This window comes from Nicoletella semolina (assembly GCF_004345745.1).
Classification (GTDB): Bacteria; Pseudomonadota; Gammaproteobacteria; order Enterobacterales; family Pasteurellaceae; genus Nicoletella; species Nicoletella semolina.
The window spans coordinates 56,259-73,107 of sequence record NZ_SLXJ01000008.1; the positions used below are offsets into that span (position 1 = coordinate 56,259).

Annotated in this window: 13 protein-coding genes and 1 pseudogene; 9 read left to right on the plus strand and 5 right to left on the minus strand. The window is 40.7% G+C overall.

Annotated features, from left to right (window positions below; genetic code table 11):
• Positions 1 to 48: 48 nt before the first annotated feature.
• Both EV693_RS06295 and EV693_RS06300 read right to left on the minus strand, forming a co-directional pair.
• The gene (locus EV693_RS06295; protein ID WP_132501519.1) at positions 49 to 2,820 is read right to left on the minus strand and encodes a lactoferrin/transferrin family TonB-dependent receptor; all 2,772 of its coding nucleotides are present in this window, start codon (positions 2,818 to 2,820) and stop codon (positions 49 to 51) included.
• Positions 2,821 to 2,832: 12 nt separating this feature from the next.
• A complete protein-coding gene (locus EV693_RS06300) occupies positions 2,833 to 4,608 on the minus strand; it encodes a transferrin-binding protein-like solute binding protein (protein ID WP_165904884.1) in 1,776 nt (591 codons plus the stop codon).
• Positions 4,609 to 4,889: 281 nt separating this feature from the next.
• Here EV693_RS06300 and frdA point away from each other — a divergent pair, with 281 nt between their 5' ends.
• The 4 genes from frdA to frdD are packed head-to-tail and all read left to right on the plus strand — an operon-like array spanning position 4,890 to position 8,232.
• Complete coding sequence (frdA, locus tag EV693_RS06305; RefSeq protein ID WP_132501521.1) at positions 4,890 to 6,671, plus strand: fumarate reductase (quinol) flavoprotein subunit; 1,782 nt, start codon at positions 4,890 to 4,892, stop codon at positions 6,669 to 6,671.
• 6 nt (positions 6,672 to 6,677) lie between these two features.
• Positions 6,678 to 7,448: a succinate dehydrogenase/fumarate reductase iron-sulfur subunit gene (locus EV693_RS06310; RefSeq protein ID WP_132501522.1), complete on the plus strand. Its 771-nt coding sequence runs from the start codon at positions 6,678 to 6,680 to the stop codon at positions 7,446 to 7,448.
• 9 nt (positions 7,449 to 7,457) lie between these two features.
• Entirely contained in the window at positions 7,458 to 7,850 is a 393-nt protein-coding gene (frdC, locus tag EV693_RS06315; protein WP_132501523.1) for a fumarate reductase subunit FrdC, read from the plus strand.
• Between the two features lie 37 nt (positions 7,851 to 7,887).
• Positions 7,888 to 8,232 carry a fumarate reductase subunit FrdD gene (frdD, locus tag EV693_RS06320; RefSeq protein WP_132501524.1) on the plus strand — a complete coding sequence of 115 codons (345 nt, stop codon included), beginning with the start codon at positions 7,888 to 7,890 and terminating at the stop codon, positions 8,230 to 8,232.
• A 61-nt stretch (positions 8,233 to 8,293) separates the two neighbouring features.
• Here the strand turns inward: frdD and EV693_RS06325 are convergent, their stop codons facing one another.
• Complete coding sequence (locus EV693_RS06325) at positions 8,294 to 9,619, minus strand: L-cystine transporter (RefSeq protein ID WP_132501525.1); 1,326 nt, start codon at positions 9,617 to 9,619, stop codon at positions 8,294 to 8,296.
• 200 nt (positions 9,620 to 9,819) lie between these two features.
• Positions 9,820 to 11,535 (minus strand): proline--tRNA ligase, encoded by a 1,716-nt coding sequence (gene proS / locus EV693_RS06330; protein ID WP_132501526.1) that lies wholly within the window; start codon positions 11,533 to 11,535, stop codon positions 9,820 to 9,822.
• A gap of 371 nt (positions 11,536 to 11,906) precedes the next feature.
• On the opposite strand from proS, the gene acpP reads away from it, so the two are divergent.
• Positions 11,907 to 12,137, plus strand: coding sequence for an acyl carrier protein (gene acpP, locus EV693_RS06335; protein ID WP_006249478.1), 231 nt, complete (start codon positions 11,907 to 11,909; stop codon positions 12,135 to 12,137).
• Between the two features lie 60 nt (positions 12,138 to 12,197).
• On the opposite strand, the pseudogene EV693_RS06340 reads toward acpP, so the two are convergent.
• Positions 12,198 to 12,410: pseudogene (locus tag EV693_RS06340) on the minus strand (FGGY-family carbohydrate kinase); the annotation flags it as partial.
• Positions 12,411 to 12,701: 291 nt separating this feature from the next.
• On the opposite strand from EV693_RS06340, the gene rsfS reads away from it, so the two are divergent.
• The 4 genes from rsfS to rodA all read left to right on the plus strand — a co-directional run bounded on the left by rsfS (position 12,702) and on the right by rodA (position 16,735).
• The gene (gene rsfS, locus EV693_RS06350; protein ID WP_132501527.1) at positions 12,702 to 13,016 is read left to right on the plus strand and encodes a ribosome silencing factor; all 315 of its coding nucleotides are present in this window, start codon (positions 12,702 to 12,704) and stop codon (positions 13,014 to 13,016) included.
• A gap of 116 nt (positions 13,017 to 13,132) precedes the next feature.
• Positions 13,133 to 13,600 carry a 23S rRNA (pseudouridine(1915)-N(3))-methyltransferase RlmH gene (gene rlmH / locus EV693_RS06355; RefSeq protein ID WP_132501528.1) on the plus strand — a complete coding sequence of 156 codons (468 nt, stop codon included), beginning with the start codon at positions 13,133 to 13,135 and terminating at the stop codon, positions 13,598 to 13,600.
• Between the two features lie 15 nt (positions 13,601 to 13,615).
• On the plus strand, positions 13,616 to 15,583 hold the full coding sequence (gene mrdA, locus EV693_RS06360) for a penicillin-binding protein 2 (protein ID WP_132501529.1): 1,968 nt from the start codon (positions 13,616 to 13,618) through the stop codon (positions 15,581 to 15,583).
• A gap of 24 nt (positions 15,584 to 15,607) precedes the next feature.
• Positions 15,608 to 16,735 (plus strand): rod shape-determining protein RodA, encoded by a 1,128-nt coding sequence (gene rodA, locus EV693_RS06365; RefSeq protein ID WP_132501530.1) that lies wholly within the window; start codon positions 15,608 to 15,610, stop codon positions 16,733 to 16,735.
• Positions 16,736 to 16,849 lie beyond the last annotated feature (114 nt).

The following is a 16,849-nucleotide window of genomic DNA, read 5'->3' on the forward strand; positions in this document are numbered from 1 at the left end:
AAAAACGGATCAATGTATCCATTGATCCGTTTTTAGAATAAATCTCTACTAAAACTTCGCCTCTAAGGTAAATACATAGTTTCTACCTGGTGCAACATAGCTGTTATAGCTACGGGTAGTTGGGTTAATTGCTGTCCTTGATGACTGTCTGACCGCTTCCCACGTGCTATATTTACTATTAGTTAAATTATATACACCAGCTCTTAATGTAAAATGTTTACCTAACTGATAATAACCAATCAAATCGTAAATATACCATTGTGTAGTACGTTTATTCGTCGCAGCGATTTCAAGTTCAGAGCCATCAAGATAGGTACGTGTCGCCAACACCTCCTTTGCATTTTTCGCCTGAGAGTAAGTGAAAATACCATTGACCCCCCACTTTTCATCTGGGGCATCGTAGCCAAGGCTTGCAACATAACGTGCGGGTTGTATAGTATCTAAGAAAGGATTCTCAATAAACGCATATCCAGACTGCACACGTGTCTGTTTTGGAGAAATCTGGTTATAAGCAAAGTTAGAATACAGACCACTTGGCAGTTTATTCCATAATTCGCTCCAATTAAGTTTCGCTAAAACATTTACTCCTGATAACTGAATATCTTGGAGATTATAGAAGCCATGTTTTCCATCAAACACTTTCTGCTTCGCTTCTGCAATCAAATCTTTGTACTGATTTCTAAAATAGCTCACTTCCAAGGCACCAAGGTTGCCGGCAAATGCTAGTCCAATTTCTTGGTTTAACGACTTCTCCGATTTAAATTTTGATTTGAGGTGATCTTGTTGCCAATATTTCGAGTCCTGTGCACCACGGATACGTCGACCAAACATCTCATCAAATGATGGGTTACGGAAACCGCTTGAAATGCGATAAGACAATTCAATGCTTTCTAAAGGACGAACAGCTAAGCCAGTATTCCAAGAGAAATTACTAAATTTACCTACGCTTGTCCAAGTATCATCAGAACGATAACTGTGTTGGTCATAACGTAAACCAATGCCTAAATCAACCTTTTCACCAAAGAAAATGTTATCACGCAAGGCAATCCCGTAATGCGTTCCCTTAATAGTATGTGCTGAGCAGTCTGTAACATCTTTTGCTAGCCCAGATTGATCGCAGTAATTACGAATGCCTCGCTTCGTCGGATAACGTGCTTGGAAGACTTGAGGATCCGCATAAGTTCCTGCTTTTCTCCCGTCCCAGTCAGTATAAGGGCGATTCTCAGAATCTGCGATATATCCAAAATTAGCGGGTAATTCAGCACGATCACGATAGAAAGTATAATGTTCCTGATAATCATCACGTTTATGGCTAGACCGAACGTTACCATAATTTAATGATAGCCCCAACAAATGTAATGATTTGGCAATTTCTAGGTCTTTCTCAAATGACAAATGAACCTGTTTATGCACCTCTTTATAAGTATTACGCTCAAATCTTGCTTCAGAATCAGGCGTATGAGGTCCAACGGTACAATGTTTATCAAATGTCGGATACGGACTACACTGCAAATTATGAGCCTTGGTGATCACTTGAATATTTTGCTGATCCACATTCAGGTTAATACGATCAAATACGCCTTTACGATCCTGATTGGCATACTGATAGCCCGTTCCAATACGACGTTTCTTATGGTGTTCGTCCAAATAGAGACTACGAGTCCAATAAATACTTGGCATACCCAACGATTGCAGTGGGTCATCACGATATACGCCACTGCGACCCGACATTTGATATCCAAGAACACGGTTTACATTTATTTTACCCTTACTCCATTCAACTGTAGCATATTTAGGGTAGGTCATATCCTGAATATCGTAATGTTGCTGAGTATTTTCAAATACCAGATTGACCGAATGCTCTGGAGTAAATTGATAGCCTGTTTTGACAAACCAAGAACCTGATTTATATTCCATTGGATTTGGCACGATTCTACCTTCACCCGTGTAATCTTTTGGATTAATAGACTCTATAACATGCTGAGCTTTATAGCTTCTAGGACGTGGTTCACAAGCCCCTTTTATGCCCCCCTGACAAGCTTCTTTTAAGATAAACCAGTTATCAGTCTGATTTCGGTTAAAATCCAACGGTGCAGGTACAACACGGTAATAGCGTTGCATTACGTTATAGGCATCTGGATGGATTTGTGTCTCTTTTCCCTGACGATGAGTGTATTGCACCAGCCCCTCAAAACCTCCAACTTTACCTGCAAAATTTAACGATTGAGTGATTTGGCTATTTTTGGTGGCGTAAGCAGTTTTGCTATTAATCCCCCAAGTTTGTCCCTCTTTGAGAACGTCCTTTGCATTTTTTGTCAGGAAGCCGACCGCTCCACCAAGTGCACCATTACCATATTCTGCCGAGCTTGCTCCTTTGCTTAACTCAATTGTACGAATATTTTCATATTCAATCTCGTTAATCGCACCACTATTCGCTTGTACAGATTGGCTTTTATAGGACTGGATTTGTGGCAAACCATCAACCAAAAGTGCAACACGATTTCGATCAACACCCCGAATGGAATAGCCACTGGTTGCCCCACGTCCTTGCTCGGTTACTGAAATACCAGGGTCGTAGCGAGTTAAATCACGGATATTAAGCACTTGTTGTTTATTAATATCCTGCGTATTCTTAACTACTTTCCCTAGCCCCGTAACTTCATTGGATTTACGCTGCCCCTCAACACTTGCTTTCACATTAATTTGCTCAAGGCTAGCGGTCGTTTTTGCTTCACTATTTACAACGATAAACACGCCACTTAATGCAATATAGATAGGGCTTAGCTTTAAGCTCGCTTTCGATTTTAAGACTTTGCTCATTAGTATTCGGTCCTATTTAGCTTGCTCAACTTGACGTTTTGCACCAAAGACCACACCAACTTTCTCTGTCCCTGCTTTGCTCACGCCATAACCGCCAAGTTCTGAGGCATTTTGTCCGTAGAAGCCACCGTGAACATCAAGGCTGGAGCTAATTTTCTGTTTAGCACTTTCAGCTGCTTGTGCCGAACCTTTGAACCCATTTTGTTCAACTTTTGCATTAATCGTAAGATACGGATTTCCCCCTTCAGTTAAATCCCCTGTCAGAGATTTATTAGCAAAATCAACGTTGAAGCTAGCCTTTTTCTCTACACTATTTGCTAACATTGTACCATTCCATTGCCCTTGATATTTGACTTGTCCAGCTTGTGGAATTTTTGTCTCTTGAGTACGTTCGCCTGTAATAAAGTAGGTATCACCCTCTCCAGCATAATCAAATTTACCCACCTTGCTGTAACTTAAATTATCGCAGCAAGCCGTGATTTTAAGTTGTTTATCTGTTTTATCATCAAGTTTATAGGCAATTGTTTCACCTGCTTTAGCAGGAGCAAGATCGAAAATTCTGCCGTTTATCACCAGTTGTGTTGGATTACCAAAGGTTTGTAAGGTTTTTGCATTTTCTTTTGTGCTAACTGTATGGGCATCAAATGCTTTCTCAAGCTGAACATTCTCTGCTTTTCGCTGTGCCCCAAATACCGCAAACAACGACTTATCATCAGTAATAAATTGCCCAGCTAATTCTTGTGCTTCATCGCCAAAGAATCCACCCTCAACCCCAAGCGATTTATCTTTTTTATAAGCAGAGGCATTTTTACCAAAATATTCATCGTTTGGATTGGCTGCTGTGGCACTACCACGGAAACGGTTACCTACAAGTTCTGCGTTGATATCATAACGTTTTTCTTTAACTGATTGTTCTCCGTCCTTAGCGATTTTATTGCGATTAAGCGTCCCTTCTAATTTTTTTGTATCAAAATCCACACTAAATTCGCTGGAATGACCGATACCGCCTTTCTCTTCTTTACCATTTGTACCTTCGTTATAAGACACTGCCCCAGAGCGTGTCCCAATATACGGATCAGCACCGAAATAGTTTTTATTGTTACGAGACTTTTTAGCATCTGTTGTAAAATCCCACGTTCCTTCATAACTGATTTTCCCTTTAGGCAAATGGGTTGCAGGATTTACCCCTTTATAGTAAACATAGCCATTGTTACCCATCTCAATACGTTTATTTTTCCCTTCCCCCTCGAAACCTAAACTAGTAGATTTAACAATAAAACCAGCTTTGACATATTTAAAATGACTACGATTACGTCTTGGATCTTTATCCAGTTTATCGTGTGAGTGAATTGGCCTTACTTCAGGGTCTGATTTGTTATGTTCATTCACCTCTTTGTAGTGTGGTGCGTCTTTAGAATCATTATTATCAATTTGTGTAACATCATATACACTCGTTAAATCACCGATTGGAGCAACTACTTCATCTAATGTGCCACCCAATCCAAAGCTACGACGAGGAATTTTAACCTCCACGCCGAGACTTGGTGTAACCCCATCTTTATCCGCTGCACGCACATCATCGACATAAGCAGGAGCTTGAGGGGATTTAGGATCAACTAATTTCGGTTTATTTACATCAAGTTTAGGTGCTTGTTTTGCTGCTTCTGGCACAACTTCTGATTTCTTTGGAGAAACCGTATCAAAATTGGAATTACCCTTATTGCTTCCACAAGCAGATAAAACGACTGCGGAGACTAAAAGTGCTGTTTTAGAGAGTGTAAATTTCATAAAAGACCTCTTACGATAGATAGTATAAAGAAATAAGTAAATGATAGTTATTTCTTTTATCAAGTAAAGAAAAAAATGATATTTAACCTTCATTATTTTTGAAAATTGATATAAATCATTAAAAAATATTTGATGGCTCAATATACAAACGAGCATTATTTGAGGTAGATCACAAAACATGGAATCCATTGTTAATAAATTGTAAAAAATAATTAAATATTGCTTAAAATAGTGGCACAATGACGATGTTTTTATTTAATTGATCTTCCGAGGAGGAAATTGTGCAAAAGGTCAATGTTGATGTTGCTATTGTGGGGGCAGGTGGGGGTGGTTTGCGTGCTGCGATTGCAGCAGTACAAGCGAACCCTAATCTAAAGATTGCGTTAATTTCAAAAGTCTACCCAATGCGAAGCCATACCGTGGCAGCGGAAGGTGGAGCGGCTGCAGTGGTGAAGGAGAGCGATTCTTATGATAAACATTTTCACGATACTGTCGGCGGAGGAGATTGGTTATGCGAGCAAGATGTGGTGGAATATTTTGTTGAGCATTCGCCTGTGGAAATGACCCAGCTTGAGCGTTGGGGCTGCCCGTGGAGCCGTAAAGAAGATGGCGATATTAATGTTCGCCGCTTTGGCGGAATGAAAATAGAGCGGACGTGGTTTGCCGCAGATAAGACTGGTTTCCATCTCTTACACACCCTCTTCCAAACCTCGATTCAATATCCGCAAATCATTCGTTTTGATGAGCATTTTGTACTGGATATTTTAACTGACAATGGTCAGGCAAAAGGCTGTGTAGCGATGAATATGATGGAAGGTACTTTCGTGCAAATCAATGCAAATGCCGTGGTGATTGCCACAGGAGGAGGTTGTCGTGCATATCGCTTTAATACTAATGGCGGTATTGTAACAGGCGATGGGCTATCTATGGCATATCGCCACGGCGTGCCATTGCGAGATATGGAATTTGTCCAATATCACCCAACAGGACTACCCAACACAGGAATTTTAATGACCGAAGGCTGTCGTGGCGAAGGTGGCATTCTGGTTAATAAAGATGGCTACCGTTACTTGCAAGATTATGGTCTAGGTCCAGAAACACCGATTGGCAAACCTGAAAATAAATATATGGAATTAGGTCCAAGGGATAAAGTTTCTCAAGCATTCTGGCAAGAATGGCGTAAAGGCAATACCTTGAAAACAGCGAAAGGCGTTGATGTAGTTCATCTTGATTTACGTCATTTAGGTGAAAAATACCTACTTGAGCGTTTGCCATTTATTTGCGAATTATCAAAAGCCTATGAAGGGGTTGATCCTGCAAAACAACCGATTCCTGTACGCCCTGTTGTGCATTATACGATGGGCGGTATTGAGGTCAACCAACACGCAGAAACTTGCATTAGCGCTCTATTTGCGGTAGGAGAATGTGCCTCTTCGGGCTTACACGGTGCAAATCGACTAGGTTCAAATTCACTTGCAGAATTGGTCGTTTTTGGCAAAGTCGCTGGCGAAATGGCTGCAAAAAGAGCCGTAGAATCGACCGCTTGCAATAGAGCTGGCATTGACGCACAAGCACAAGATATTGTAAAACGGGTACACGCCTTATGTAATCAAGAAGGCAGTGAATCTTGGTCGCAAATTCGTAATGAGATGGGCGATTCAATGGAAGAAGGCTGCGGTATTTATCGCACTCAAGCGAGTATGGAAAAGACGGTAGCTAAAATTGCAGAACTTAAAGAGCGTTATAAACGAATTAAAGTCAAAGACAGCTCCAGTGTATTTAATACCGATCTGCTCTACAAAATTGAACTCGGTTATATTTTAGACGTCGCTCAATCGATTTCCTCCTCAGCATTACACCGCAAAGAGTCGAGAGGGGCACATCAGCGTTTGGACTATGAAGAGCGTGATGATGTCAATTACCTTAAACACACCCAAGCATTTTACAACGAAAATGACGCACCCACGATTAAATATAGCGAGGTAAAAATTACCAAATCACAGCCTGCCAAACGGGTATATGGTGCAGAGGCTGAGGCACAAGAGAAAGCAAAAAAGGAGTAGCAATAGATGAATAATCCAACCACAATGACCGTTGAGGTACTCCGTTACAATCCTGAACAGGATAATGAACCGTCTTTAAGTACCTACCACGTTCCGTATGATAGCCAAACTTCATTATTAGATGCCCTCGGTTATATCAAAGATGAACTTGAACCCGAGCTTTCCTATCGCTGGTCTTGCCGTATGGCAATTTGTGGTTCGTGCGGAATGATGGTCAATGGTAAACCGAAATTAGCCTGTAAAACCTTTCTACGAGATTACAGTGGCTATATGCGAATTGAGCCACTGGCAAATTTCCCTATTGAGCGGGATTTAGTCGTCGATTTAAGCCATTTTATAGAAAGTCTAGAACTGATTAAACCTTATATCATCGAAAATAAAGCCCCTGAACTTGATGGTACGCCTCAACCTGCAGATATACTTGCAAAAAGTCGGACAAAACAGACCCCTGCACAACTGGAAAAATACCGCAATTTCTCGATGTGTATTAACTGCGGTTTATGTTATGCCGCTTGTCCACAATTTGGCTTAAACCCCGAATTTGTGGGGCCTGCTGCTTTAACCTTGGCTCACCGTTACAATCTCGATAACCGAGATAACGGCAAGGCAGAACGAATGAAAATTCTCAATGGCAAAAACGGAGTTTGGAGCTGCACCTTTGTGGGCTATTGTTCAGAAGTTTGTCCAAAACACGTTGATCCTGCTTCAGCAGTCAATCAAGGCAAAATTGAAAGTGCCAAAGATTACGTTTTTGCTATGCTAAAACCGCAAAAATAGGAGAATGGAATGATAACCAATGCAACCAAGCGTAAAAGATACGTTCGAGAAGTTAAACCAACTTGGTGGAAAAAATTAGATTTTTATAAATTTTATGTGTTACGAGAAAGTACCGCTGTGCCGACAGTATGGTTCTGTCTTGTGCTATTTTATGGCGTAATCAGCATAAATAGCCACACATTTTCTACTCATTTTATTAATTTTCTACAAAATCCATTAGTGATTATCCTAAATATCATCACATTAGGGGCGGTATTATTGAACAGCTTTACCTTCTTTAATATGGCACCAAAGATGATAAATCTGATTGTGAAAAATCAACGAGTGAGTCCAAAACTCCTCTCTCGTCTCTTTTGGATAATCACCGCATTTTTCAGTCTATTAGCATTAATTTTGGTTTAAACACAGACAAAACAACGCTTAAAAAACGGAGCATAAAATGAACAAACATAATCCTACACGCTCAAATGAACCTGCTGTTTGGCTACTTTTTGGTGCTGGCGGTGCAGTGAGTGCAATTTTCTTCCCAGTTCTCGTCCTTATCTTCGGCTTTCTACTGCCTTTTGGACTCGTTACCTCAACAAATATCATTGACTTTGCACAGACTTGGCTTGGGAAATTAGTGATTTTAACCCTACTTATTTTCCCAATGTGGTGTGGAATGCACCGCATTCATCTTGGTCTACACGATTTTAAGGTTAAGATCCCTGCGGGTGGCTGGATTTTCTACGGACTCTCCACGCTTTACAGCTTATTGGTTATTTTCGCAGTAGTTAAGCTCTAGCATTTCTCCTCTCACCTAACAGAAAACTCCCTCTATAAACGGAGGGAGTAAAAAGGGAAAACTAGTCTAGTTTTAACGCTTGATTGCTAATTGTACCTGCAACCATTGCACCATTCACGTTAAGTGCAGTTCTGCCCATATCAATCAAAGGCTCAACTGAAATGAGTAATCCAACCAGTGCTAAGGGCAAATCCAGTGCAGAAAGCACGACGATCGCAGCAAAAGTTGCCCCTCCGCCTACGCCAGCAATCCCAAATGAGGAAATGGCGACAACTAAAATTAAGGTTGTCATATATCCCAAACTGAATGGATCAATGCCAACAGTCGGGGCAACCATTGCAGCTAACATTGCAGGATAAATACCTGCACAGCCATTTTGTCCGATAGTGGCTCCGAATGTAGCAGAAAAATTAGCAATCGCCTTATTGTTGCCTAATTTTTCAATCTGTGTCGCAATGTTCAACGGCAATGTCGCTGCACTAGAGCGAGAGCTGAATGCAAAACTCAAGGTCGGTAGCACTTTCTTGTAATACCCAATAGGATTGACTTTAGCGAACGCAAGCAATATGGCGTGAATTACAAACATTGCCCCAATTGCCAAATAAGAGGCGAGAATAAAATTTCCTAAATTTAAAATATCTGACCATTTTGATATTGCCGCCATTTTAAGCATTAAGGCAAACACACCGTAAGGTGTCAGACGAATAACAAAACGCACTAAACGAGAAATAAGCTTATTTAACGTTTCAACACCTTGTGCAATCCGTTCTCCCAAAGCCTTATCTTCTTTGGCTAAACTTAACGCTGCTACACCAAGCAAGCCTGCGAAAATGACTGTACTGATAATGGAGGTGGCACTCGCCCCTGTGAGTTCGGCAAAAGGATTACGAGGGATAAAAGAGACCAACACTGTAGGCAAGTTTAAATTACTCACCTGCCCTACTCGCCCTTCTATACGACTTTGTGCAGCCAATTCACGCTCTCCTGCAATCAACCCCTCTGCGGATAAATCAAACAGATAAGTAAATCCAATGCCCACTGCAGCCGCTACTGCAGTCGTGAACAGCAAAATGGACAACACGCTAAAGCTAATTTTCCCTAACGAATTAACCTGATTGAGCTTCGTTACTGCTGACAAAATAGAGATGAAGACAAGCGGCATTACAATCATCTGCAACAGCCTCACATAGCTACTGCCTATCACATTTACCCACTCTAGCGTGCTATCAATCAGTGATTGAGAATAAACATTTTGTAAGATTGCTCCAAAAAATAGCCCTAAAATTAACGCAAGCAAAACCGATCCACCAAGTTTCTGCGTGTTGCGATACACAACAGATAACAGCAGCAACGTAGCGATAAAAATAACTAAATTAAGTAAAAGCATTTTATTTCCTTACTATTTGTGATTAAAAACGTTTTAATTAAAAGAGAAGTAAAGAAAAATCACAATTCACTTTATCTATAGATTATTCCAATTAAATATACCCACTTTTCTCAACTATGATTTATTGCATTTTTTAAAAAGAAAAAGACCGCTTAATGCGGTCTTTTTAGGTCATTGCCTTAAAAATTGATAAAGAGAAATTATCTTTTCATTTGAGCCTGCAAGAAAGTGAAAATATCCTCTTTGGCAATCATCTGTTTTTCACCTGTACGGCGATTTTTATATTCAAGTTCACCATTTTGAAGGTTTTTCTCGCCAATAACGATAACGTGTGGCACACCAATTAACTCCATATCAGCAAACATCACTCCAGGGCGTTCTTTACGATCATCGAAAATCACCTCAATCCCTTGACTGCGTAGCGTTTTATAGAGATCTTCAGCAAAAAGCTGAACCGCCTCAGATTTATGCATATTCATTGGCACAATCGCAACGGTAAAAGGGGCAATTTCATCGCTGCTCCAAATGATACCTCGCTCATCGTGGTGCTGTTCAATGGCTGCGGCAATAACACGAGTAACACCAATACCATAGCACCCCATAATCATCGTTTGTGGACGACCATCTTCACCTTGCACCGTGGCATTCATTGCCTCAGAATATTTCGTCCCAAGTTGGAAAATATGCCCAACTTCAATGCCTCGCCTAATTAGCAATGTACCTTGACCATCAGGGCTTGGATCACCTTCAACAACGTTGCGTAAATCCGCCACTTTAGGCAAGCTCACATCACGATCCCAGTTGATATTAAAATAGTGCTTACCATCAATATTCGCCCCAGCACTAAAATCACTCATCACCGCAACACTGCGATCCACTATCGCTGGAATAGCGAGATTGACAGGTCCAAGCGACCCCACACCTGCACCAATAACAGCCTTAATATCCGCCTCATCAGCCAATTGGAATGGCTCTGCGACTTCAGCTAATTTTTCCGCTTTAATTTCATTCAGCTCGTGATCGCCACGCAAGATAAGTGCAACTAGCGGTTGTGCTTCACTTGCCCCTTTAACAATGAGTGTTTTTACCGTTTTTTCAATCGGCAGATTAAATTGGGCAACCAACTCAGCAATCGTTTTGGCATTCGGTGTCTCGACTAACTGCATATCCTGTGTTGGAGCTTGGCGTTCACCCACTGCAACTGCTTCCGCAAGTTCAATATTCGCTGCATAATCAGACTCGGTTGAGAACACAACATCATCTTCGCCACTTTGAGCTAACACTTGGAATTCGTGCGAAGCAGAGCCGCCAATCGATCCTGTATCTGCTGCTACGGCACGGAAATCTAAACCTAGACGGGTGAAAATGTTGCTATAAGTTTGATACATCACGTCATAGGTTTCTTGCAGGCACGCTTTTGTTGTGTGGAAAGAATAAGCATCTTTCATCAAAAATTCACGCCCACGCATCACACCAAAACGAGGACGTACTTCATCTCGGAATTTGGTTTGAATTTGATAGAGATTTAACGGCAGTTGCTTATAAGAGCTGATTTCACGACGAACCAAATCAGTAATCACCTCTTCGTGAGTCGGACCTAAAACAAATGCACGATCGCCACGATCGGTAAAACGGAGCAATTCTGGACCATAATCTTCCCAACGTTGAGACTCTACCCATAAATCCGCAGGTTGAACAACTGGCATTTCCACTTCTAACGCCCCACTTTTGTCCATTTCTTGACGAATAATATTTTCAACTTTCTTTAATACACGCAGCCCTGTTGGCAACCAGTTGTACAATCCTGACGCAAGTGGGCGGATCATACCCGCACGCAACATCAGCTGATGGCTAACAACCTGTGCATCATTTGGTGTCTCTTTGAGAGTAGAAAATAAGTACTGACTTGTACGCATTTGATATCCTAATTTTAAACCTGATAAGGCTGCCATTTTAAAGCAAAAAGCGGTCTATTTGGCAGTAAATTTTGCAAATTGAAAAAATTTTATTAAATGCAACCGCTTATAAAGATCTTATCAATATAGAAGGAATATACAGCGATTTTCGCTAGAAATTTTATTTCAATCAAAATCGGCTCTAGATAAAGTCTAGGCATAATGTTAGAATTGCCTCCGCTTTTTCGCTCGACTTTATGGGCGAACCCATTAAGTTCAGTGTGTGGAAAAGCAAAGCTGGTTCGACTTCTTAATAAAAGGTTGAATTTGAGCTAATTTTCTTTACACTGTTTAACTCTCGCACTGAAGCGACTTATCATAGGAAACAAAAAATGAGCATTGAAGAACGCGTAAAAAAAATCATTGTTGATCAACTTGGCGCAAAAGCAGAAGATGTTAAACCTGAGGCTTCTTTCATTGAAGATTTAGGTGCAGATTCACTTGACACTGTTGAATTAGTAATGGCTTTAGAAGAAGAATTCGATATTGAAATTCCTGACGAAGAAGCTGAAAAAATTACAACAGTACAATCAGCGATTGATTACGTTCAAAACAATCAGTAATCAGTCAATAACACTGAAAGGCGAGTTTAAACTCGCCTTTCTTTTTATCTACCGCCCCTCTTATAAATCTTCTTTTGCCCATTCCAATGAACGGCTAACGGCTTTTTTCCAGCCTTTATAGTGTTTTGAATGTTTTTCTTCGTCATCAATTTTATGATATAAAAAGAACCCAACCGCTAAGCCTGCAAGATAAGCGGCACCTAAAGCAGTAACCTCTTTCACCTCTGGGCGTTCTACTTTTGTATCTAAAATGTCAGCTTGGAATTGCATTAATTTACAGCCCCAGAAAAAGGGTTGGAACGAGCCTGTTTCTGCACAGAACCTGCTATCAGAAACTATACGAATAATCCTTCTATATTACAGGGGCAGATATTACTTTCCCCAATAGTACTGGTTCCATGTCGATTGGGCTTATAACTGAGTGTCAATTTTAGTTCAATCATTCTTTGTTCGCTTTTTACGCTACAATTCCCATTACGACCTTCAATGACGTGATATAATCGTTACCTTTTATTCGCCCCTATACACTGTTGGGCAAAAACAAGCGACAAATAAAGGCAAATTATGGAACAAAATCTTGTTAATTTTTTGGTGCATACACTAGAAGATCTCAAAGCACAGGGCATTCAACCCATTGATGTAAAAGGCAAGTCAAGTATTACCGAAACAGTGATCCTCTGTACAGGGACATCAAGCCGCCACGTTGCTTCAACGGCAAATAATTTGATTGAAGAAGCAAAAAAAGCAGGCATAGAAGTCTTTGCTCAAGAAGGTAAAGCTGTGGCTGATTGGGTTGTGATTGATTTCGGTCAGGCAATTGTGCATATCTTGCAACAAGAAAGCCGTGAGCTTTATCAGTTTGAAAAATTATGGCTCTAACATAATGATGGCAATAGTCTGCTATTTGCAAATTGCAAAATTTTGTTTAAAAAAGACCGCCTGCTGATACAAGGTAAGAGGAGAATAGAGGTGAGCAATTTGGAGGAATTAGTTCAATGAAAATTCAACTTATTGCAGTTGGCACAAAAATGCCTGATTGGGTGATGATAGGATTTGAAGAATATCAACGCCGCTTTCCAAGAGATATGCCATTTGAATTAATCGAAATTCCAGCAGGTAAACGTGGCAAGAATGCAGATATTAAACGTATTTTAGATCAAGAAGGCAAGGCAATGCTACAAGCCTGCGGTCGAGGAAAAGTTATCACGCTAGATATCCCTGGTAAGAGATGGACAACAGAACAGCTCGCCCAACAGCTTGAAAGCTGGAAAAACGATGGGCGTGATATCTGCTTATTAATTGGCGGCCCTGAAGGATTGTCTGAGGAATGTAAGGCAGCAGCAGAGCAAAGTTGGTCACTCTCCCCCCTCACATTACCCCACCCATTAGTGCGAGTGGTTGTGGCAGAAAGTCTTTACCGAGCGTGGTCTTTGACAACTAACCACCCTTATCATCGAGAATAATAGAGAGCAAACCCAATGCTAGGCAAATTAGGGAAACTAACTAAAACCAAACCCTATGAAAAACAACGTAATCGACAGGCCGAAGTCAATCTGTTTATGCGACGTGCGTTCATTGCGTTTATTGGTGTATTGGGACTAACGGCGATTTTATTGATTAACCTCTATCATTTACAAATTCGTGATTATGAAACTTATCAAACTCGCTCAAACGGTAATCGCATTAAATTATTGCCTATCCCGCCTACTCGAGGCTTAATTTATGACCGAAATGGCAAGGCGCTGGCAGAAAATTTAACCTTTTTCGGATTGTATATTGTGCCAGAGAAAGTCGAAAATTTAGACGACACATTGGTAAAATTAAAAGATATCGTAGGCTTAACGGAAAGCGATGTTGAATTTTTCCAAAAAGCGAAAAAGCGAGTCTCTCGCTACACGCCAATTTTGCTCAAACCTGATTTAACCGAAGAACAAATTGCTCGTTTTGCTGTTAATCAACACCTGTTCCCTAGTATGGATATTCAGCCTTATTTTAAGCGAAACTACCCCTATGGCGATACTTTGACACATATTATTGGCTATGTGGCAAAAATAAATGACAAAGATAAGAACCGTCTGCAACAAGCGGGTATTTTGGGCAATTATGCTGGTACGAGCGATATTGGAAAATTAGGGATTGAGAAATTTTATGAAACAGAATTACACGGCACAACAGGCTTTGAAGAAGTCGAAATTAACAATCGAGGCAAAGTGATTCGCAAGCTACGAGACCAGCCAGCCATCGCTGGCAGTAGTATTCGTTTAACCATTGATATTGAGCTACAACGCTATGTCTCGACTCTTTTAGCTAATCAAAAAGGGGCAGTGGTCGTACTCGATCCAAAAGATAGTAGCATTTTGGCAATGGTAACGAACCCAAGTTACGACAACAATCTATTTGTTGATGGCATTTCTAGCGAGAATTATCACCAATTGCTCAACGATCCCGATCGCCCTCTGTATAGCCGTGCAACCCAAGGCACTTACCCTCCCGCCTCAACTATCAAACCATTTATGGCAGTTGCGGGGCTAAGTGAGGGTAAAATTACACCAAATCAAACTATTTTAGATCAGGGTTTTTGGGTGCTACCTAACACAACACAACGTTACAGAGATTGGAAACGTTCAGGACACGGTAAAACAGACGTGATAAAAGCGATCACTGAATCCTCCGATACTTTTTTCTACCAACTCTCCTACGATATGGGGATAGATAAAATGTCAGAATGGATGAAAAAATTTGGTTTTGGGGTGAAAACAGGTATCGATCTTGCAGAAGAATCCAGTGGCATTATGCCTTCTCGTGAATGGAAGCAAAAACGCTACAAAAAGCCGTGGGTGCAGGGCGATACAATCCCTGTTGGCATTGGACAAGGCTACTGGATTTCAACGCCACTTCAAGTCGCAAAAGCAACTGCAGTATTGATTAACGATGGCAAAGTCAATACACCTCATTTAATGCAGGAAATAATAGGGAATGAACAACAATTATATCAAGATCCCAAACCATACAATGACATTATAGGCGTGCCAAAACATTTTTGGCAGATTGCTAAGCAAGGTATGTACAACGTAGTCAATGCCCATAATGGGACAGCAAAAAAAGTATTCGCTAATTCAGCATACCGTGCAGCAGGTAAAACAGGTACTGCACAAGTATTCAGTCTCAATGGACAAGATTATAAAGCAGGAAAATTGCGCAAAGAGTTACACGACCACGCTTGGTTTACAGGTTATGCCCCCTATGATGATCCTCAAGTCGTCGTCTCCATCATTTTAGAGAATGCAGGCGGCGGTTCGAGTGCTGCTGCACCGATTGTACGAAATATTATGGATTATATGCTGACACAATCCGCTTACAAGACCCTGCAAAAATCCATTCAAATTAGACCGCTTGCAGAGAGTGAGGCAGTGGGTGAAATGAATAATAAAGTAAATCGTGAATAACACATACAGTCAATGGTGCAAACAATGAATAATGCTCAATTAAAACGATTTTGGAAAATTTTATCGCTTGATATTTTATTGCTGATTGGACTAATCGCAATTACAGGCTATGGACTACTAGTGCTGTACAGTGCGAGCGGTGGAAATGAACGAATGTTTATCAATCGCTTAGTTCAAGTTACGCTTGGTATGGGGATAATGATAGTAATGGCGTTATTTCCTCCTCGTTTTTATGAAAAAATATCACCTTATCTGTACGTTAGTTGCCTTATTTTATTACTACTTGTTGATCTTATGGGTGAAACAAGTAAAGGGGCACAACGCTGGCTTAATTTAGGTTTTATCCGTTTTCAACCCTCTGAAATCGCAAAACTTGCCGTGCCGCTAATGGTAGCAACCTATTTAGGCAAGCGTTCATTGCCACCAAATTTTAAAGATACTTTTATTGCACTTGGATTAATTATTGTGCCAACTCTATTAGTTGCAATGCAACCTGATTTAGGCACTTCCATTCTTGTTTGTGCTGCTGGAATGTTTGTACTTTTTCTAGCAGGATTAAGCTGGAAGTTGATTAGTGCAGGCGTCGTTTTCCTCATCGGCTTTATTCCCATTATGTGGTTTTATTTAATGCACCCCTACCAAAAAACTCGAGTGATGACATTACTCGACCCTGAACAAGATCCTCTCGGTGCAGGGTATCACATTATTCAATCAAAAATTGCGATTGGCTCTGGGGGCATTGAAGGAAAAGGCTGGATGAGTGGCACGCAATCACAGCTAGAATTTTTACCTGAGCCGCATACAGACTTCATTTTTGCGGTATTAAGCGAAGAGCACGGAATGATTGGCATATTGGTATTGCTGGCTATTTATCTTTTTATTGTGGCTCGTGGCTTAGTCATTGGAACAAAAGCAACCAATGCCTTTGGACGCATTTTATCTGGTGGCACGGCATTGCTCTTTTTTGTGTATGTTTTTGTCAATATCGGTATGGTCAGTGGAATTTTGCCTGTAGTTGGCGTACCATTACCGCTTTTTAGTTACGGTGGCACGTCTTATGTTACACTGATGGCAGCTTTTGGTTTGATGATGTCCGTGTATGTACACCGTCATCAGGCAAATAAAAATAATCCATACCGTAAACTTAAATAATTTAATAACTAGAACCCTATGATCTTACGTAAATTTTACCTCTTACTGATTGCATTAAGCCTAATGCTCAGTCCTTTTGTAATTGAGGCAAAAACCCAAAACAAAACTGCTGCC